Here is a 16,697-nt window from a genome sequence, read left to right as displayed (position 1 = left end):
TTTCGCTGTGCGCAGTTTTCCTGCTCATATAAGCGACACGCCCGACCGCGGGGGTCGGATACCCGTCAGTCCGAGGAACCCGTAGAGATCTGCTTCACGCAGAGCTCGCAGGCACGGATTCGGACTGATCGGGTCGTGCATCTTCTCCACGCATCATCAGACTCGGGAGACCGAGCGGATGCCGGTGAACATGCGCAGCCCATAACTGCAGAAGGTCAGCACCGCCTGCCCCGCGAGGGAGCCAGCGCTGAATGCCTCTCTGGGAGCCCCTATGGCTCCGTCACAGTCTTGGGCTGCGACGTAAGACGAATGTCAGAACATCAGAAAGAGGCTCAACGCATGGCGGGACAGAAAATCCGCATCCGGCTGAAGTCGTATGACCACGAAGTCATCGACACCTCGGCCCGGAAGATCGTCGACACGGTCACACGTGCTGGTGCAACGGTTGTCGGCCCAGTGCCGCTGCCCACCGAGAAGAACGTGTATGCCGTGATCCGTTCTCCCCACAAGTACAAAGACTCTCGCGAGCACTTCGAGATGCGCACTCACAAGCGCTTGATCGACATCGTGGACCCGACGCCCAAGGCCGTCGACTCCCTGATGCGACTCGACCTGCCTGCAGACGTCAATATCGAGATCAAGCTCTAGCAGGGAGGTGCTGAGAACACTATGACCAATATTTCCCGCGTTGAACTGAACGTCAAGGGACTGCTGGGCACGAAGCTCGGCATGACCCAGGTCTGGGACGAGAACAACGTTCTCATCCCAGTCACTGTTGTCCAGGCCGACTCCAACGTCGTGACCCAGGTCCGCACCACCGACAGCGACGGATACAACTCCGTCCAGATCGGTTTCGGACGCATCGATCCCCGCAAGGTGACCAAGCCGCTGGCAGGCCACTTTGAGAAGGCCGGCGTGACCCCACGCCGCCACGTCGTGGAGATCCGCACCGGTGACTCCGGCTCTTACGAGCTCGGACAGGACCTCACCGTCGAGTCTTTCGAGACCGGCCAGAAGGTCGATGTCATCGGCAAGACCAAGGGCAAAGGCTTCGCCGGCGTCATGAAGCGTCACGGCTTTGCCGGTGTGGGCGCCTCGCACGGTTCGCACAAGAACCACCGCAAGCCAGGCTCCATCGGCGGCGCATCCACTCCGGGCCGCGTCTTCAAGGGTCTGCGCATGGCAGGTCGGATGGGCGGCGTCCGTCAGACCACCCATAACCTGACCGTCCACGCAGTGGACCCCGAGAAGAACCTGCTGCTCATCAAGGGTGCCCTTCCGGGTGCTCGCGGCCAGGTCGTCCTGGTCCGCACTGCAGTGAAGGGAGCATGATCCACATGGCCAACAAGGTTTCTGTCGACTTCCCCGCCGAAGTATTCGACGCCAAGACCAATGTCGCGCTGATCCACCAGGTGGTCGTCGCTCAGCGGGCCGCGGCTCGCCAGGGCACCCACAAGACCAAGACCCGTGCAGAGGTCTCCGGCACCGGCGCCAAGCCGTTCCGGCAGAAGGGCACCGGTCGTGCTCGTCAGGGCTCGCTGCGCGGCCCTCACATGGTCGGCGGCGGCGTGGTCCACGGACCGCAGCCCCGCGACTACTCCCAGCGCACGCCCAAGAAGATGAAGGCCGCCGCCCTGCGCGGTGCCCTCTCGGACCGGGCACGCAACGACCGCATCATCGTCGTGGACGCACTGGTCACCGACCAGGCCTCGACGAAGGCGGCCAAGGCTGCGCTGGCAGGTCTCGGTGGAGCGAACCGCAACTGGCTGGTCGTGCTCGATCGCAGCGATGACATCGCCGCGCTCTCGACCCGCAACCTGCCGCACGTCCACACCCTGTACGCCGATCAGCTGAACACCTACGACGTCATCGTCTCTGATGACATCGTGTTCACGCAGGCCGGCTATGACGCCTTCCTGGCACAGGGAACTGCGAAGGAGGAGACCAAGTGAGCGTCCTGACAAGCAAGGACCCGCGCGACGTCGTCATCGCACCCGTCGTGTCAGAGAAGTCCTACAGCCTGATCGATGAGGGCAAGTTCACCTTCCTGGTGGACCCCCGGGCCACGAAGTCCGAGATCAAGTACGCCGTGGAGAAGATCTTCTCCGTGCGCGTCGACTCGGTCAACACCATCAACCGAGCTGGCAAGCGCAAGCGCACCAAGTTCGGATGGGGCTCACGCACCGGTACCAAGCGTGCGATCATCACCCTCAAAGAGGGACACAACATTGACATCTTCGGAGGATCCGCAGCCTGATTGGGCTGATCGGAACCACTTGATCGAGGAAGAAGAATATGGCTATCCGTAACCTCAAGCCGAACACACCGGGCCAACGCGGCTCGTCTGTGGCCGACTTTGCAGAGATCACCCGGGACACCCCGGAGAAGTCCCTGCTGCGTCCGCTGTCCAAAACCGGCGGCCGAAACAGCTCGGGCAAGATCACCACTCGTCACAAGGGTGGTGGCCACAAGCGCCAGTACCGTGTGATCGATTTCCGTCGTGCAGACAAAGACGGCGTGCCGGCGAAGGTCGCTCACATCGAGTACGACCCGAACCGCACCGCCCGTATCGCTCTGCTGCACTTCATCGATGGCACCAAGCGCTACATCTTGGCTCCGGCCAAGCTGGAGCAGGGTGCTGCCGTGGAGTCCGGCGCCAACGCTGACATCAAGCCAGGCAACAACCTGCCGCTGCGCAACATCCCACTCGGCACCGTGGTGCACGCAGTGGAGCTGCGGCCAGCAGGCGGCGCCAAGCTCGGCCGTTCCGCAGGTGCAGGCATCCAGCTGGTGGCCCGCGAGGGCAAGTTCGCCCAGCTGCGTCTGCCCTCCGGCGAAGTCCGCAACGTCGATGTTCGCTGCCGCGCGACCATCGGTCAGGTGGGCAACGCCGAGCAGTCCAACATCAACTGGGGCAAGGCTGGACGCATGCGCTGGAAGGGCGTTCGTCCGACCGTCCGCGGTGTTGTGATGAACCCGGTCGACCACCCGCACGGTGGTGGCGAGGGCAAGACCTCCGGCGGTCGTCATCCGGTCAACCCGAATGGCAAGCCGGAAGGGCGCACCCGCCGTCCGAACAAGGAAAGCGACAAGCTCATCGTGCGTCGCCGTCGTACCAAGAACAAGCGATAGGAGCCTGGAGACATGCCACGCAGCTTGAAGAAGGGCCCCTTCGTAGATCAGCACCTGTACCTCAAGGTCGTCGCTGAGAACGAAAAGGGCACCAAGAATGTCATCAAGACATGGTCCCGCCGTTCCATGATCATCCCCGACATGCTCGGCCACACCTTGGCCGTGCACGACGGACGCAAGCACATCCCCGTGTTCATCACTGAGTCGATGGTCGGGCACAAGCTCGGCGAGTTCGCTCCGACGCGTACATTCCGCGGCCATGTGAAGGACGACAAGAAGGGCAAGCGCCGCTGATCGCTTCCTCATCCGAGGAACGATCGCGAGCTTGTACTTCGTGTCACAAGACGAGAGAAGGAAAGCAATGGAAGCCAAGGCAATTGCGCGCTACCTGCGTGTGACGCCTATGAAGGCCCGGCGCGTCGTCGACCTTGTCCGCGGCAAGCAGGCCAACGAAGCACTGGCAATTCTGAAGTTCGCCCCCCAGGGCGCTACAGAGCCGGTGGCCAAGGTGGTCGCTTCTGCGCTGGCGAATGCTCGCCAGCACGCAGACAAGGAAGGAGTCGCCTTTAACGAGGACGCCTTCTTCATCACCGAGGCACGCGTCGACGAAGGTCCGACCATGAAGCGGTTCCGTCCCAGGGCTCAAGGCCGGGCGTTCCGCATCAACAAGCGCACCAGCCACGTCACCATCGTGGTCGGCGCCGAAGAGAAAGGTGGGGATCAGTAGTGGGACAGAAGATCAACCCCAATGGTTTCCGTCTGGGCATCACCACTGACCACGTTTCGCACTGGTACGCCGACTCGACCAAGGCCGGGCAGCGTTACAAGGACTTCGTGAAAGAGGATGTCCAGATTCGTGAACTGCTGGCCAAGTCCGTGGAGCGCGCCGGCATCTCGAAGGTTGAGATCGAGCGCACCCGCGATCGCGTCCGTGTGGATATCCACACTGCGCGGCCAGGCATCGTCATCGGTCGCCGCGGCGCCGAGGCGGACCGGATCCGCAGCGAGCTGGAGAAGCTCACCGCCAAGCAGATCCAGCTGAACATCCTCGAGGTCAAGAGCCCCGAGACCGATGCTCAGCTGGTCGCCCAGGGTGTGGCAGAGCAGCTCGCCGCTCGCGTGGCGTTCCGCCGCGCGATGAAGAAGGCCATCACCTCCGCGATGCGTTCAGGAGCAAAGGGTATTCGTATCCAGTGCGCTGGCCGCCTCGGCGGTGCAGAGATGTCCCGCTCCGAGTTCTACCGAGAAGGTCGCGTTCCGCTGCACACCCTGCGCGCGAACATCGACTTCGGCAAGCACGAGGCCAAGACCACCTTCGGCCGCATCGGCGTGAAGGTCTGGGTCTACAAGGGCGATCTCACCGCCAAGGAACTCGCCGCGCAGCAGGCTGCACAGCCTTCCGGCCGCGGTGGAGCCCGTGGTGGTCGTGGTGGACCCCGTGGTGGAGGCGAAGAGCGTCGTCGTCGTGGCCCAGGCCGCGGACGCGAAGCTGGTGCCCAGGCACCCGCCGAAGCCGGATCTGGTGCTGAAGGAGGGCAGAACTGATGTTGATGCCCCGTCGAGTCAAGTACCGCAAGCCGCACCGGCCCAAGCGCCGCGGGCGGGCCAAGGGTGGAACCGAGCTCGCCTTCGGCGAGTACGGCATCCAGGCCCTTGATCCTGCCTACGTGACGAACCGCCAGATCGAATCTGCGCGTATCGCCATGACCCGCCACATCAAGCGTGGCGGCAAGGTCTGGATCAACATCTACCCGGACCAGCCGCTCACGAAGAAGCCTGCCGAGGTCCGCATGGGCTCCGGTAAGGGTTCCCCGGAGTGGTGGATCGCCAACGTCAAGCCCGGACGCATCATGTTCGAGCTGTCCGGTGTCACGGAGGAAGTCGCCAAAGAGGCGCTCCGCCTGGCAATCCACAAGCTGCCCATGAGGGCACGCGTGATCAGCCGAGAGAGTGGTGAGTGACAATGGCAGTTGGAACCAAAGAGCTGACCGTTGAGAAGCTCGCAGAGATGGACTCAGCAGGCCTGTCAGAGGCGCTGCGCTCTTCCAAGGAAGAGCTGTTCAACCTCCGCTTCCAGTCCGCCACCGGCCAGCTGGAGAGCTCCAGCCGGCTGAAGGACATCAAGCGCGACATCGCCCGGATCTACACCGTGGTGCGTGAGCGTGAGCTGGGCATTCGTGAGAATGTCGATGCCGCCGCGGACTCCTCGGATTCGGCTGATGAGCAGAACGAGAAGAAGACTGAGGACTGAGCATGAGTGAAGCAACTGCAGAGACCCGCAACGACCGTAAGACCCTGCGCGGCGTCGTCGTCTCCGACAAGATGAATAAAACCATCGTCGTCGAGGTCGAGGACCGTCGTAAGCACGGCCTGTACGGCAAGATCATGAAGCGGCACACCAAATTCATGGCACACGATGAGAACGAGCAGGCAGGTGTGGGCGACACTGTGGTGATCGCCGAGACCCGTCCGCTGTCGGCGTCCAAGCGCTGGCGGCTGGCCGAGATCGTCGAAAAGGCAGAGTGATCCTGGTGCTTCGGGGTCGGCGCAGCAGCTGCGCCTGATCCCGAAGCACTGCTCATCCTGCGTGCCTCCGAAGGCCCGACTCTCACACCTGCGGGTGTGGAAGTTGGGCCTTCGGTGTATCTCGTGTAGGATATTGAGGCTGTGCGCCCTTATAGATGAGGCTATCCACCTCAAAGGACAGCGCACGTCCCCGAAAGGGCCTCCAGGGGCCCCGGGAAACGCCGCCTCGGCCATGCATTCAACTGCCCGTCCTGTACAGGGATGGAGAGTGTGTGGGTAAGCGGCCAGGGGACTTGTCAGGTAAGTCGGAACACCGGGCGGCGTGATCGCCGCACAGGTGTCCGACTCAGGCTAGAAGTTCCACAAGGCTCGACACGAGTGCGAGAACCAGTGAGACGACAGGAGAAAACAAGTGATTCAACAGGAATCGCGGCTCAAGATCGCCGATAACACCGGTGCCAAGGAAGTCCTTGTCATCCGTGTCCTCGGTGGATCCGGACGCCGCTATGCAGGTATCGGCGACACATTCGTCGCCACCGTCAAGGACGCAATTCCGGGCGGAAACGTCAAGAAGGGCGACGTCATCAAGGCTGTTGTCGTGCGCACCAAGAAGAAGATCCGTCGCAACGACGGGTCCTACATCAGCTTCGATGAGAACGCTGCTGTGATCCTCAAGGGTGAGACTCCAGAACCGCGCGGAACCCGTATCTTCGGTCCCGTCGGTCGCGAGCTGCGCGACAAGAAGTTCATGAAGATCGTCTCGCTCGCCCCGGAGGTGCTCTGACTCATGGCCAAGATCAAGAAGGACGACCTCGTCCAGATCCTCACCGGCAAAGACAAGGGCAAGCAGGGCAAAGTCCTGCAGGTCCTCCCAGCCAAGGAACGCGTCATCGTCGAAGGCGTGAACCGCATGAAGCGCCACCTCCGTGCAGGCCAGTTCGGCAGCACCGAGGGCGGCATCGTGGAGTCTGAGGCTGCTATCCACATCTCCAACGTCGCTGTGGTCGACCCCGAGACGGGCAAGCCCACTCGCGTCGGCTACCGGCAGGAGACCGTGGAGCGTGATGGCGTCAGCAAGACCGTGCGCATCCGCTTCGCCAAAGCTTCCGGAAAGGACCTGTGATGACTGAGGTTCAGAGCCAGACTGAGCAGACCACGCCCCGGCTCAAGGGCAAATACCGCGCGGAGATCCGCTCCACGCTGCAGGAAGAGTTTGGATACTCCAACGTCATGGAGATCCCCGGCCTGGTCAAGGTCGTGGTCAACATGGGCGTCGGCGAGGCAGCTCGCGACTCCAAGCTCATCCAGGGCGCCGTCGAGGACCTGACCAAGATCACCGGTCAGAAGCCCAAGGTGACGCGCGCTCGGAAGTCCATCGCCCAGTTCAAGCTGCGCGAAGGACAGCCGATCGGCACGCACACCACGCTGCGCGGCGACCGCATGTGGGAGTTTGTGGACCGCCTGGTGACCCTCGCGCTGCCCCGTATCCGCGATTTCCGCGGACTCAGCGGCAAGCAGTTCGACGGCAACGGCAACTACACCTTCGGTCTGACCGAACAGTCGGTGTTCCACGAGATCGATCAGGACAAGATCGATCGCCCTCGCGGCATGGACATCACTGTGGTGACCACCGCGAAGACTGATGAGGAAGGCCGCGCGCTGCTCAAGGCGCTGGGCTTCCCCTTCAAGACCGAATAACAGTATCTACGCCGCAGGTCCTTTCACCAGAGGTTCCGAACCCTCCGACTCACCTCGGAGGATCGAGTTCCTTCGGAGATCTGAAACCACGGCGAGGAAGGGCAGAAGCCCCTCATGACAATGACTGACCCAGTTGCAGACATGCTGACACGTCTGCGCAATGCCAACTCGGCTTTCCACGATCAGGTCTCAATGCCCAGCTCCAAGCTGAAGGTTCGCTTGGCTGACATCCTGAAGGCGGAAGGCTACATCTCTGAATGGCGCGAGGAAGAGGCCGAGGTCGGAAAGACCCTGGCCATCGACCTCAAGTTCGGCCCGAACCGTGAGCGTTCGATCGCCGGCCTGCGCCGCATCTCCAAGCCCGGTCTCCGGGTCTACGCGAAGTCCACCAACCTCCCTCACGTTCTGGGCGGCCTCGGCATCGCAATTCTGTCCACGTCCTCCGGTCTCCTCACTGACCGGCAGGCAGCCAAGAAGGGTGTAGGTGGGGAAGTCCTCGCCTACGTCTGGTAACCGGAAGGAGTCGAAGCACTATGTCACGCATCGGTCGTCTTCCGATCACCATCCCTGCCGGCGTCGAGGTCAAGCTGGAAGGTCGCGAGGTCTCTGTCAAGGGACCTAAGGGCGAACTCTCCCGCACGCTTGCCGAAGGCATCACCGTCTCAGAAGAGGACGGCACCCTTACGGTGTCCCGTCCCAACGATGAGCGCGAATCGCGTTCACTCCACGGCCTCAGCCGCACCCTGGTCCAGAACATGATCATCGGTGTCACCGAGGGCTACTCCAAGAAGCTCGAGATCGTCGGCACCGGTTACCGTGTGCTGGCCAAGGGCTCCGATCTGGAGTTCGCACTCGGCTACTCACACCCGGTTCCGGTGAAGGCCCCCCAGGGCATCACCTTCGAGGTTGCGAGCGCCACCAAGCTGTCTGTCAGCGGTATCGACAAGCAGCAGGTCGGCGAGGTCGCCGCCAACATCCGTAAACTGCGCCGTCCCGACCCGTACAAGGGCAAGGGCGTGCGTTACGAGGGCGAGCAGGTTCGCCGCAAGGCCGGAAAGGCAGGTAAGTAAACCATGGCTATTGGTATCAAGGGCAAATCCAAATCCGCTGCCCGCGGCCGCCGCCACCTCCGCCTGCGCAAGAAGCTCAACGGATCCGCTGAGCGTCCGCGCCTGGTGGTCAACCGTTCCGCTCGCCACATGGTCGCTCAAGTCGTCAACGACCTCGAGGGAACGACCCTGGTCTCCGCCACCACTATGGAGGCAGACCTGCGCAGCTTCGACGGCGACAAGACCGCCAAGGCGAAGAAGGTCGGCGAAATGGTCGCCGAGCGCGCCAAGGCAGCCGGCATCGACGCTGTGGTCTTCGACCGCGGCGGCAACAAGTACCACGGTCGCGTGGCCGCTGTCGCCGACGGCGCCCGGGAAGGTGGTCTGAAGCTGTGAGTGAGAACGCAAACAACCCTGAGAAGGACTCGTCTGTGACTGAGGCCAAGGAAACCGCCGCTCCCGAGACTGCACCGCAGACTCAGGCCGCCGGCGAGAACAGCAATGCTGCTCGCGGTGACCGCGGCGGCCGCGGTGACAACCGTGGCGGTCGTGGTGGTCGCAGCGAAAGCGGCGGCCGCGGCGGTCGTGGCGGTCGTGGCGGCCGCGAAGAGGAGAAGGACAAGTTCCTCGAGCGCGTCGTGACCATCAACCGCGTCTCCAAGGTCGTCAAGGGTGGTCGTCGCTTCAGCTTCACCGCCCTCGTCATCGTCGGTGACGGCGACGGCCTGGTCGGCGTCGGCTACGGCAAGGCCAAGGAAGTTCCGGCAGCCATCGCCAAGGGTGTGGAGGAGGCCAAGAAGAGCTTCTTCCGCGTCCCCCGCGTCGGCTCCACCATCCCGCACCTGGTCAAGGGTGAGGATGCAGCCGGTGTCGTCCTGCTTCGTCCCGCCGCACCGGGTACCGGTGTGATCGCCGGCGGTCCGGTCCGTGCAGTCCTGGAATGCGCAGGCATCCACGACGTGCTGACCAAGTCCATGGGCTCGGTGAACGCCATCAACATCGTTCACGGCACCATCGACGCCCTCAAGCAGCTCGAAGAGCCCGAAGCCGTGGCAGCACGCCGCGGCAAGGCTCTCGACGAGATCGCACCGGCCCGGATGCTGCGTACCATGGCGGCTGACCGCGAAGCCCGTGCACAGAAGGCAGGTGCATGACTTTGCGCAGTACCGTCAACTACAACACCGTGCGCAACCTGAAGGTCGGCGAGCACAAGCTCACCGTCACTCAGGTGAAGTCCCTGATCGGCGCCAACCCCAAGCACCGCGAGACTGTTCGCTCGCTTGGTCTGAAGCGAATCGGCCACACCGTGGTCCGTGACGCCGACGCCGTGACCGTGGGCATGCTCAACAGTGTGAAGCATCTAGTGAAGGCTGAGGAGGCGAACTAAGGATGCCAGAGAACACCGCTGAAGATTCCAACGTCCTCAAGGTCCACGATCTGCGTCCAGCACGCGGCTCCAAGAAGTCCCGCATCCGTGTGGGACGTGGTGAAGCCTCCAAGGGCAAGACCGCAGGCCGTGGTACCAAGGGCACGAAGGCTCGTTACCAGGTCCGCGCGGGCTTCGAGGGTGGTCAGCTTCCGCTGCACATGCGCCTTCCGAAGCTTCGCGGCTTCAAGAACCCGTTCCGCGTGGAGTACTCGCCGGTCAACCTGACCAAGCTTGGCGAGATGTTCCCCGAGGGCGGCACCGTGCATGCCGATGACCTGATCGCCAAGGGGGCTGCTCGCAAGGGCCGCCCGGTGAAGGTCCTCGGCTCCGGAGACATCTCCGTCGCCGTGACCGTGAAGGCTCACGCCTTCTCGGCCAGCGCCGAAGACAAGATCAAGGCTGCCGGTGGTTCTACCGAGCAGCTGCCGATGAAGGCTGCTTCCAAGCAGGCCTGATCGGCTCTCCATGATCAAGACCCCCGTGGTTCCCACGGGGGTCTTGTCATATCCTGACCGATCCCGGTCGCAGGATTCTTTCCCCGTGCGCACCGCGCGTTAGTATGACTGACTGTGCGGCCGAAGGCCGCGCAACGGCAATTCACGCATCAGGAGGCCGCTTGTTCAGCGCGATCGCAAGGGTGTTCAAGACACCCGACCTGCGTCGAAAGATCTGGTTCACCATCGCGATCATCGCGATCTACCGCATCGGCGCATTCATCCCGGCACCCGGGGTGGACTACTCAGCAGTGCAGCAGTGCCTGGCACTGGGAACCACTGAGGGCGGCCTCTATTCCTTCGTGAACATGTTCTCCGGCGGAGCCTTGCTCCAGGTGTCCATCTTCGCGCTCGGCATCATGCCCTACATCACCGCGGCGATCATCGTGCAGCTGCTGCGCGTGGTCATCCCGCGCTTCGAGAACCTCCAGCGGGAGGGGCCTCAGGGCCAGTCCAAGCTGACCCAGTACACGCGGTACCTCACCATCGCCCTGGCGACGCTGAACGCCACCACGCTGGTGTCCACAGCGCGCACCGGCACGCTGCTGGGCTGCGACATCCCGATCATCACCAGTGACGCCCTTCCGGTCGTGCTGCTGATGATCCTCGCCCTGGTCACCGGTGTCGCGCTGATCATGTGGCTCGGCGAGCAGATCACCGAACGCGGCGTCGGCAACGGCATGTCCATCCTGATCTTCGTCTCCATCGCCGCCGGATTCCCTGGCGCCATGGGCGAGATCTGGAACACCCAGGGCTGGCGGACCTTCGGCCTGGTGATGCTGATCGGTCTGGTCACCATCGCGGCCGTCGTCTTCGTGGAGCAGTCCCAGCGTCGCGTGCCGGTCCAGTACGCCAAGCGCCAGGTTGGCCGTCGCACTGTCGGCGGAACCTCGACCTACATCCCGATCAAGGTCAACATGGCCGGTGTCATCCCGGTCATCTTCGCCTCCTCGGTGCTGATGCTCCCCTCCGTGCTGGCGCAGTTCAACCAGCCCGGACCGGGCGAAGAGCCCTCCGCCTTCATCCAGTTCATCCAGACGTACTTCGTCGGCGGAACACACCCGCTCTATATGGCGGTGTTCTTCCTGATGACCATCTTCTTCACCTACTTCTACGTCACGATCACGTTCAACCCGAACGAGGTCGCCGAGAACATGCGCAAGTTCGGCGGGTTCATCCCCGGGATCCGAGCAGGCAAGCCCACCGAGAGCTATCTGGCCTATGTGATCTCCCGGATCACCTTCCCCGGTGCGCTCTACCTGGGTCTGATCGCCCTGATCCCGTTGATCGCCTTCGTGCTGATCGGCGCGAACCAGAACTTCCCGTTCGGCGGCACTTCGATCCTGATCATGGTCGGCGTCGGCCTGACCACGGTGAAACAGATCAACGCACAGATGGAACAACGGAACTATGAAGGGTTGCTGCGATGACGCGCATGTTGATAGTCGGGCCTGCCGGTTCAGGCAAGGGCACCCAGTCGAAGCGGATCTCCGAGGACCTAGGCATCGTCGCCATCTCCACCGGTGACATCTTCCGGGTGAACATCAAGGAACAGACCGAACTCGGACGCGAGGCTCAGGGCTACGTGGACGCCGGGGACCTGGTTCCGGACTCCGTCACCAACCGGATGGTCGAAGACCGACTCACCTGGGAGGACGCCAAGAACGGCTTCCTGCTCGACGGCTACCCGCGCAACCGCACGCAGGTCGCGGCGCTCGATGAGATGCTGTCTCGCCTCGACGTGAGCCTCGACGTGGTGCTGGAGCTCACCGCTGACCGCGAGGAGCTCATCATGCGGCTGAAGAAGCGGGCCGAGATCGAGGGCCGGGAGGACGACGCCGACGAGGGCGCCATCCGCCGCCGGCTGGAGATCTTCGAATCCGAGACCGCCCCGATGATCGCAGAGTACGACGCCCGCGGGCTGGTCCGCCGCGTCGACGGACTGGGCCCGATGGACCAGGTCAACACGCGCATCATGGAAGCACTGAAGTCCTGATGTTCTCGCGCAGCCGGATCGAGCTCAAGTCAGAGGAACAGCTGCGCCACATGGGTGCCGCAGGAACGATCCTCAACGAGGCCCTGGAGGCCACGCTCGCAGCCGCCGCACCCGGAGTGAGCACCGGCGAGCTCAACGATGTGTTCGCCGAGATCATCACCGCCCGCGGCGCCAAACCCAACTTCCTGAACTACCACGGGTTCCCCGGCTACATCTGTGCCTCGGTCAACGACGAGGTCGTCCACGGCATCCCGGGGGAGCGGGTCCTGAGCGCCGGCGACGTGATCAAGATCGATGGCGGCTGCATCATCGAAGGCTGGCACTCCGATTCGGCGCGCACCCTGGTCCTGGGCTCCTCCCAGGACGGCACCGCGGACCCTGAGGACGAACGGCTCTCCCGGATCACCGAGGCGGCCATGTGGCGGGGGATCGCGGCCTTCGCGACCGCCAAGAGCACCGGCGAGATCGGCGAGGCCATCGAAGACTACGTCTCCGCGCAGCCCGGCAAGAAGCTCGGCATCCTGGAGGACTACGTGGGCCACGGCATCGGGTCACAGATGCACATGCCTCCAGATGTGTTCAACTACGCCACCGGTATGAAGGGCGCGAAGATCCGCCCCGGCATGGCACTGGCCATCGAGCCGATGCTCACCCGCGGCGGCATCGAGACCAAGGTCCTCGAAGACGACTGGACCGTGGTCACCAGCGACGGCTCCCGGGCCAGCCAGTGGGAGCACTCCGTGGCCCGCCACGAAGGCGGCATCTGGGTGCTAACCGCCGCCGACGGCGGGGCCGCCGCGCTCGCGCCCCTGGGCGTCACCCCGGTACCGCTGCCCTAGCGTCGGATCGGGCACCGAACCCTAGCGGGGATCGAGCACTGCACCAGGGTCCGCGTCGGCACGACCGCTGCGTCGTCGGGCCCTTGCAAGAGAAGTTGTCCAGGGCGGAACCGTCCTGTAGGCTGTACTGCTGGTTGTCTCTGCGGTTCTGCATGCCTGCATACTGTGCCTGCATGTCCGATCCAGAGGCGCCGCAGCAATCGAATCAGACCCTTCGGTCATCCGGAACCACACTGCGCCGCAGTGTCGGCGACGGAGGGCAGGGGGTCGCGAACGGTATGTGGAGCATATGGGTAAAAAAGAAGGCGTCATCGAAGTAGAGGGCCGGGTTTCTGAAGCTCTGCCGAATGCAATGTTCCGCGTGCGTCTGGAGAACGAGCACGTCGTCCTCGCGACCATTTCGGGCAAGATGCGCCAGCACTACATTCGCATCCTCCCCGAGGATCGCGTAGTGGTGGAGATGAGCCCGTATGACCTCAACCGTGGGCGCATCGTCTACCGCTATAAGTGAGTCGACGAACGCGTCGGTCAACGTAAAAACCTGTCGCACGCGACCGAATAAGAGGAGAACCCATGAAGGTTCAGCCGAGCGTGAAGCAGATCTGCACTGACTGCAAAGTCATCCGCCGCAGCGGCGTGATCCGTGTGATCTGCAAGAGCAACCCACGCCACAAGCAGCGCCAGGGCTGAGTCCTCCACTTACTACACGTAAGTGAGGGCGCACCCGCGCTGGACAGCTCACATCATATGCAGTGCAGCCCGTCACTGAGCTGGACGAGCACACCCCCGGTTTCCGAAGGCCGGGGACCCGCTGATGACATCACCTCCGATGTCGGGTCCGAGAGGGTCCCAGAGGGAATTGCACTGCTGAAGACCTTCGGAAGAGAACAAGGAGGACTGCCACTGTGGCACGTCTGGCAGGTGTAGACATCCCGCGCGAAAAGCGCACGGTGATCGCACTCACTTATATCTATGGCGTTGGGCGCACGAGCGCCGAAGCAGCCCTGCAAGCAACCGGTATCGAAGCTGGTACCCGCGTGAAGGATCTGACTGACGATCAGCTGATCTCTCTGCGTGACTACATCGAGAGCAATCTCACCGTCGAGGGTGACCTTCGTCGTGAGGTCGCTGCTGACATCCGCCGCAAGGTCGAGATCGGCTCTTACGAAGGTATCCGCCACCGTCGCGGCCTTCCGGTCCGCGGTCAGCGCACCAAGACCAACGCTCGTACCCGTAAGGGCTCGAAGAAGACCGTCGCAGGTAAGAAGAAGTAGTTCAGCAGCGCCGGCTCACACCGAGTCAGCAGTTGATCCGAAGAACTCAGTCACGGAGAAGAAATGCCACCAAAGTCACGCGCAGCGGCCCGCAAGCCGCGCCGCAAAGTCAGCAAGAACATCACTCAGGGTCAGGCTCACATCAAGTCGACCTTCAACAACACCATCGTCTCCATCACCGACCCGCAGGGCGCAGTCGTGTCCTGGGCGTCCTCCGGTGAAGTGGGATTCAAGGGTTCACGCAAGTCGACTCCTTTCGCCGCGCAGCTGGCCGCCGAGCAGGCCGCCAAGCGCGCACAGGAGCACGGGATGAAGAAGGTCGAGGTCTTCGTCAAGGGACCCGGCTCGGGCCGCGAAACCGCGATCCGCTCGCTGCAGGCCGCAGGCCTCGAGGTCGGCTCCATCTCGGACGTCACCCCGAGCGCGCACAATGGCTGCCGCCCGCCCAAGCGCCGCCGCGTCTGAGCAACTTCTTTAACAAGACATTAGAACCTGCCCCCGGCCGCAGCGCCGGGGGTGGGTCGAGCATCATTACTCAGTGAGAATGCGTCATATAGCGGACGCACTCTGAAAGGAACAATCAGTGCTCATTGCACAGCGCCCCACGCTGACCGAAGAAGTTGTCGCCGACAATCGCTCCCGCTTCGTCATCGAGCCCCTCGAGCCGGGCTTCGGCTACACCCTCGGCAACTCCATGCGTCGCACCCTGCTCTCATCCATTCCCGGTGCGGCCGTCACCAGCGTCCGCATCGATGGTGTGCTCCACGAGTTCACCACCATCGCGGGCACCAAGGAAGACGTCACCGAGCTCATCCTGAACGTGAAGCGGCTCTCCGTCTCTTCCGAGCATGACGAGCCCGTGGTGGCCTACCTCCGCAAGGAGGGCCCCGGTCCCGTCACCGCCGCCGACATCACTCCGCCAGCAGGCGTGGAGTTCCACAACCCGGATCTCCACCTCGCCACGCTGAACGAGCACGGCAAGCTCGACATGGAGCTGACCGTGGAACGCGGTCGCGGCTACGTCTCAGCTGCACAGAACAAGATGGCTGATGCCGAGATCGGCCGCATCCCGGTCGACTCCATCTACTCCCCGGTCCTGAAGGTCTCCTTCAAGGTCGAGGCGACTCGTGTGGAGCAGCGCACCGACTTCGACAAGCTCACCGTCGACGTCGAGACCAAGCCGTCCATGGAGCCCCGCGATGCCCTGGCATCCGCAGGCACCACCCTGGTCGAGCTGTTCTCGCTGGCTCGCGAGCTCAACGTCGCAGCCGAGGGCATCGAGATCGGCCCATCGCCGACCGACGCCGCCCTGGCTGCCGACATGGCTCTGCCGATCGAGGATCTCGAACTGACCGTGCGGTCGTACAACTGCCTCAAGCGCGAGGGCATCCACAGCGTGGGTGAGCTCGTGGCACGTTCCGAGGCCGACCTGATGGACATTCGCAACTTCGGTGCGAAGTCCATCGACGAGGTCAAGGACAAGCTCGTCGAGCTTGGCCTGAGCCTCAAGGATTCCCCGGCAGGCTTCGACCCGACCGCGGCTCGCTTCCAGGAAGCTGGCGACGAGGACTACGTCGAAGAAGAGCAGCAGCGGTTCTGAAGAACTGCGGCCCACGACAACTATTCGCGCTGACGTTCAACTGAACTGACTGCGCACCACTCAAGGAGAACCAGACCATGCCTACCCCCACCAAGGGTCCGCGCCTGGGCGGCAGCCCGTCGCACGAGAAGATGATGTTGGCGAACCTTTCCGCCAACCTGTTCGAGCACCGCGCGATCACCACCACGCTGACCAAGGCCAAGCGCCTGCGCCCCTACGCAGAGCGTCTGATCACCATGGCGAAGCAGGGCGACATCGCTGCTCGCCGCCGCGTCGTCGGCAAGATCAGCGCCAACAGCGCGACCAACCAGGCGATCGTCCACGAGCTGTTCACCGTGATCGCCCCGGCCATGGCCGAGCGCGAAGGCGGATACACCCGCATCGTGAAGATCGGCAACCGCAAGGGCGACAATGCCCCGATGGCTGTCATCGAGCTCGTCATGGAGCCCGTCTCGCCCAAGCAGGCAGTCGTCAAGGAGGCCGAGCAGGCCACCGCGACCCCCGCCGCGCAGCCGGCACAGGAAGAGACCACCGAGGTCGAGTCCACCGAGGCTCAGACCACCGAGGCTGCTTCCGCTGACGCCGCGACCACCGAGTCGGAGTCCGCTCAGGCGGAGTCCACCGAGGCCGAGGGTCAGAAGTAGACCTCTCAGCACGCAC

The 16,697-nt window shown here is 63.3% G+C and carries 29 protein-coding genes; all 29 read left to right on the top strand.

The annotated features are described in order from the left end of the window. The first annotated feature begins 339 nt into the window (after positions 1–339). The 29 genes from rpsJ (at position 340) to rplQ (ending at position 16,681) form a co-directional block, all read left to right on the top strand. Complete coding sequence (gene rpsJ, locus ACHAA4_RS07900) at positions 340–648, top strand: 30S ribosomal protein S10 (protein WP_022871716.1); 309 nt, start codon at positions 340–342, stop codon at positions 646–648. A gap of 21 nt (positions 649–669) precedes the next feature. Next, complete coding sequence (gene rplC, locus ACHAA4_RS07895; protein ID WP_207169880.1) at positions 670–1,332, top strand: 50S ribosomal protein L3; 663 nt, start codon at positions 670–672, stop codon at positions 1,330–1,332. 5 nt (positions 1,333–1,337) lie between these two features. After that, positions 1,338–1,952 (top strand): 50S ribosomal protein L4, encoded by a 615-nt coding sequence (rplD, locus tag ACHAA4_RS07890; protein ID WP_106121922.1) that lies wholly within the window; start codon positions 1,338–1,340, stop codon positions 1,950–1,952. Next, positions 1,949–2,257 carry a 50S ribosomal protein L23 gene (gene rplW / locus ACHAA4_RS07885; protein ID WP_106121796.1) on the top strand — a complete coding sequence of 103 codons (309 nt, stop codon included), beginning with the start codon at positions 1,949–1,951 and terminating at the stop codon, positions 2,255–2,257. The genes rplD and rplW overlap by 4 nt, the downstream gene beginning before the upstream one ends. A gap of 38 nt (positions 2,258–2,295) precedes the next feature. After that, positions 2,296–3,132, top strand: a complete 837-nt coding sequence (gene rplB, locus ACHAA4_RS07880; protein WP_435773630.1) for a 50S ribosomal protein L2 — start codon at positions 2,296–2,298, stop codon at positions 3,130–3,132. Between the two features lie 12 nt (positions 3,133–3,144). Further along, a complete protein-coding gene (gene rpsS / locus ACHAA4_RS07875; RefSeq protein ID WP_036473245.1) occupies positions 3,145–3,426 on the top strand; it encodes a 30S ribosomal protein S19 in 282 nt (93 codons plus the stop codon). 67 nt (positions 3,427–3,493) lie between these two features. Then, positions 3,494–3,859, top strand: a complete 366-nt coding sequence (gene rplV, locus ACHAA4_RS07870; protein WP_036473246.1) for a 50S ribosomal protein L22 — start codon at positions 3,494–3,496, stop codon at positions 3,857–3,859. Further along, entirely contained in the window at positions 3,859–4,677 is an 819-nt protein-coding gene (gene rpsC, locus ACHAA4_RS07865) for a 30S ribosomal protein S3 (protein ID WP_036473247.1), read from the top strand. Before rplV ends, rpsC begins: the two co-directional genes overlap by 1 nt. Beyond that, positions 4,677–5,093: a 50S ribosomal protein L16 gene (rplP, locus tag ACHAA4_RS07860; RefSeq protein WP_036473248.1), complete on the top strand. Its 417-nt coding sequence runs from the start codon at positions 4,677–4,679 to the stop codon at positions 5,091–5,093. The genes rpsC and rplP overlap by 1 nt, the downstream gene beginning before the upstream one ends. Positions 5,094–5,095: 2 nt before the next feature. Further along, a complete protein-coding gene (gene rpmC / locus ACHAA4_RS07855) occupies positions 5,096–5,383 on the top strand; it encodes a 50S ribosomal protein L29 (RefSeq protein WP_106121797.1) in 288 nt (95 codons plus the stop codon). Between the two features lie 2 nt (positions 5,384–5,385). Next, on the top strand, positions 5,386–5,658 hold the full coding sequence (rpsQ, locus tag ACHAA4_RS07850; protein ID WP_435773629.1) for a 30S ribosomal protein S17: 273 nt from the start codon (positions 5,386–5,388) through the stop codon (positions 5,656–5,658). A 412-nt stretch (positions 5,659–6,070) separates the two neighbouring features. Continuing rightward, positions 6,071–6,442 carry a 50S ribosomal protein L14 gene (gene rplN, locus ACHAA4_RS07845; RefSeq protein ID WP_106121799.1) on the top strand — a complete coding sequence of 124 codons (372 nt, stop codon included), beginning with the start codon at positions 6,071–6,073 and terminating at the stop codon, positions 6,440–6,442. Between the two features lie 3 nt (positions 6,443–6,445). After that, entirely contained in the window at positions 6,446–6,781 is a 336-nt protein-coding gene (rplX, locus tag ACHAA4_RS07840) for a 50S ribosomal protein L24 (protein ID WP_106121800.1), read from the top strand. After that, positions 6,781–7,356: a 50S ribosomal protein L5 gene (gene rplE / locus ACHAA4_RS07835; protein WP_435773628.1), complete on the top strand. Its 576-nt coding sequence runs from the start codon at positions 6,781–6,783 to the stop codon at positions 7,354–7,356. Before rplX ends, rplE begins: the two co-directional genes overlap by 1 nt. Positions 7,357–7,470: 114 nt before the next feature. Continuing rightward, positions 7,471–7,869, top strand: coding sequence for a 30S ribosomal protein S8 (gene rpsH / locus ACHAA4_RS07830; protein WP_036473257.1), 399 nt, complete (start codon positions 7,471–7,473; stop codon positions 7,867–7,869). Positions 7,870–7,889: 20 nt separating this feature from the next. Then, positions 7,890–8,426: a 50S ribosomal protein L6 gene (gene rplF / locus ACHAA4_RS07825; RefSeq protein ID WP_435773627.1), complete on the top strand. Its 537-nt coding sequence runs from the start codon at positions 7,890–7,892 to the stop codon at positions 8,424–8,426. Positions 8,427–8,429: 3 nt separating this feature from the next. Next, positions 8,430–8,801: a 50S ribosomal protein L18 gene (gene rplR, locus ACHAA4_RS07820; RefSeq protein WP_106121803.1), complete on the top strand. Its 372-nt coding sequence runs from the start codon at positions 8,430–8,432 to the stop codon at positions 8,799–8,801. Continuing rightward, complete coding sequence (rpsE, locus tag ACHAA4_RS07815; protein WP_435773626.1) at positions 8,798–9,559, top strand: 30S ribosomal protein S5; 762 nt, start codon at positions 8,798–8,800, stop codon at positions 9,557–9,559. Before rplR ends, rpsE begins: the two co-directional genes overlap by 4 nt. Further along, on the top strand, positions 9,556–9,792 hold the full coding sequence (gene rpmD, locus ACHAA4_RS07810; protein ID WP_435773625.1) for a 50S ribosomal protein L30: 237 nt from the start codon (positions 9,556–9,558) through the stop codon (positions 9,790–9,792). The genes rpsE and rpmD overlap by 4 nt, the downstream gene beginning before the upstream one ends. A gap of 2 nt (positions 9,793–9,794) precedes the next feature. Beyond that, positions 9,795–10,289, top strand: a complete 495-nt coding sequence (gene rplO / locus ACHAA4_RS07805; protein WP_435773624.1) for a 50S ribosomal protein L15 — start codon at positions 9,795–9,797, stop codon at positions 10,287–10,289. 161 nt (positions 10,290–10,450) lie between these two features. After that, positions 10,451–11,758: a preprotein translocase subunit SecY gene (gene secY / locus ACHAA4_RS07800; RefSeq protein WP_435773623.1), complete on the top strand. Its 1,308-nt coding sequence runs from the start codon at positions 10,451–10,453 to the stop codon at positions 11,756–11,758. Further along, complete coding sequence (locus tag ACHAA4_RS07795) at positions 11,755–12,324, top strand: adenylate kinase (protein ID WP_435773622.1); 570 nt, start codon at positions 11,755–11,757, stop codon at positions 12,322–12,324. Before secY ends, ACHAA4_RS07795 begins: the two co-directional genes overlap by 4 nt. Beyond that, complete coding sequence (gene map, locus ACHAA4_RS07790) at positions 12,321–13,163, top strand: type I methionyl aminopeptidase (RefSeq protein WP_435773792.1); 843 nt, start codon at positions 12,321–12,323, stop codon at positions 13,161–13,163. The genes ACHAA4_RS07795 and map overlap by 4 nt, the downstream gene beginning before the upstream one ends. Positions 13,164–13,452: 289 nt before the next feature. After that, the gene (infA, locus tag ACHAA4_RS07785; RefSeq protein WP_036473267.1) at positions 13,453–13,674 is read left to right on the top strand and encodes a translation initiation factor IF-1; all 222 of its coding nucleotides are present in this window, start codon (positions 13,453–13,455) and stop codon (positions 13,672–13,674) included. 62 nt (positions 13,675–13,736) lie between these two features. Beyond that, positions 13,737–13,853 carry a 50S ribosomal protein L36 gene (gene rpmJ, locus ACHAA4_RS07780; protein ID WP_036473268.1) on the top strand — a complete coding sequence of 39 codons (117 nt, stop codon included), beginning with the start codon at positions 13,737–13,739 and terminating at the stop codon, positions 13,851–13,853. A 215-nt stretch (positions 13,854–14,068) separates the two neighbouring features. Then, complete coding sequence (gene rpsM, locus ACHAA4_RS07775; protein WP_106121810.1) at positions 14,069–14,437, top strand: 30S ribosomal protein S13; 369 nt, start codon at positions 14,069–14,071, stop codon at positions 14,435–14,437. Between the two features lie 63 nt (positions 14,438–14,500). Continuing rightward, the gene (gene rpsK, locus ACHAA4_RS07770; RefSeq protein ID WP_036473271.1) at positions 14,501–14,902 is read left to right on the top strand and encodes a 30S ribosomal protein S11; all 402 of its coding nucleotides are present in this window, start codon (positions 14,501–14,503) and stop codon (positions 14,900–14,902) included. A gap of 118 nt (positions 14,903–15,020) precedes the next feature. Continuing rightward, the gene (locus tag ACHAA4_RS07765) at positions 15,021–16,037 is read left to right on the top strand and encodes a DNA-directed RNA polymerase subunit alpha (RefSeq protein ID WP_106121812.1); all 1,017 of its coding nucleotides are present in this window, start codon (positions 15,021–15,023) and stop codon (positions 16,035–16,037) included. Between the two features lie 77 nt (positions 16,038–16,114). Then, positions 16,115–16,681 carry a 50S ribosomal protein L17 gene (rplQ, locus tag ACHAA4_RS07760; RefSeq protein WP_435773621.1) on the top strand — a complete coding sequence of 189 codons (567 nt, stop codon included), beginning with the start codon at positions 16,115–16,117 and terminating at the stop codon, positions 16,679–16,681. The last annotated feature ends 16 nt before the right edge of the window (positions 16,682–16,697 follow it).

The organism is Nesterenkonia maliinae (genome assembly GCF_051262655.1).
In the GTDB taxonomy this organism is placed as follows: Bacteria; Actinomycetota; Actinomycetes; order Actinomycetales; family Micrococcaceae; genus Nesterenkonia.
The sequence above is the reverse complement of the archived record's forward strand: the minus strand, read 5'-3'. Positions and strand labels throughout refer to the sequence as shown.

Excerpts from the sequence above, each read along its gene's own strand:
- rplV (WP_036473246.1), top strand. The coding sequence starts at position 3,494 with ATGGAAGCCAAGGCAATTGCGCGCTACCTGCGTGTGACGCCTATGAAG.
- rpmJ (WP_036473268.1), top strand. The coding sequence starts at position 13,737 with ATGAAGGTTCAGCCGAGCGTGAAGCAGATCTGCACTGACTGCAAAGTC.
- infA (WP_036473267.1), top strand. The coding sequence starts at position 13,453 with ATGGGTAAAAAAGAAGGCGTCATCGAAGTAGAGGGCCGGGTTTCTGAA.
- ACHAA4_RS07795 (WP_435773622.1), top strand. The coding sequence starts at position 11,755 with ATGACGCGCATGTTGATAGTCGGGCCTGCCGGTTCAGGCAAGGGCACC.
- rpsS (WP_036473245.1), top strand. The coding sequence starts at position 3,145 with ATGCCACGCAGCTTGAAGAAGGGCCCCTTCGTAGATCAGCACCTGTAC.
- rplX (WP_106121800.1), top strand. The coding sequence starts at position 6,446 with ATGGCCAAGATCAAGAAGGACGACCTCGTCCAGATCCTCACCGGCAAA.
- rpmD (WP_435773625.1), top strand. The coding sequence starts at position 9,556 with ATGACTTTGCGCAGTACCGTCAACTACAACACCGTGCGCAACCTGAAG.
- rpsH (WP_036473257.1), top strand. The coding sequence starts at position 7,471 with ATGACAATGACTGACCCAGTTGCAGACATGCTGACACGTCTGCGCAAT.
- rplR (WP_106121803.1), top strand. The coding sequence starts at position 8,430 with ATGGCTATTGGTATCAAGGGCAAATCCAAATCCGCTGCCCGCGGCCGC.
- rplE (WP_435773628.1), top strand. The coding sequence starts at position 6,781 with ATGACTGAGGTTCAGAGCCAGACTGAGCAGACCACGCCCCGGCTCAAG.
- rplC (WP_207169880.1), top strand. The coding sequence starts at position 670 with ATGACCAATATTTCCCGCGTTGAACTGAACGTCAAGGGACTGCTGGGC.
- rplF (WP_435773627.1), top strand. The coding sequence starts at position 7,890 with ATGTCACGCATCGGTCGTCTTCCGATCACCATCCCTGCCGGCGTCGAG.
- rpsK (WP_036473271.1), top strand. The coding sequence starts at position 14,501 with ATGCCACCAAAGTCACGCGCAGCGGCCCGCAAGCCGCGCCGCAAAGTC.
- rpsJ (WP_022871716.1), top strand. The coding sequence starts at position 340 with ATGGCGGGACAGAAAATCCGCATCCGGCTGAAGTCGTATGACCACGAA.
- rplB (WP_435773630.1), top strand. The coding sequence starts at position 2,296 with ATGGCTATCCGTAACCTCAAGCCGAACACACCGGGCCAACGCGGCTCG.
- rpsQ (WP_435773629.1), top strand. The coding sequence starts at position 5,386 with ATGAGTGAAGCAACTGCAGAGACCCGCAACGACCGTAAGACCCTGCGC.
- rplD (WP_106121922.1), top strand. The coding sequence starts at position 1,338 with ATGGCCAACAAGGTTTCTGTCGACTTCCCCGCCGAAGTATTCGACGCC.
- rplO (WP_435773624.1), top strand. The coding sequence starts at position 9,795 with ATGCCAGAGAACACCGCTGAAGATTCCAACGTCCTCAAGGTCCACGAT.
- rplQ (WP_435773621.1), top strand. The coding sequence starts at position 16,115 with ATGCCTACCCCCACCAAGGGTCCGCGCCTGGGCGGCAGCCCGTCGCAC.
- rplP (WP_036473248.1), top strand. The coding sequence starts at position 4,677 with ATGTTGATGCCCCGTCGAGTCAAGTACCGCAAGCCGCACCGGCCCAAG.
- rpmC (WP_106121797.1), top strand. The coding sequence starts at position 5,096 with ATGGCAGTTGGAACCAAAGAGCTGACCGTTGAGAAGCTCGCAGAGATG.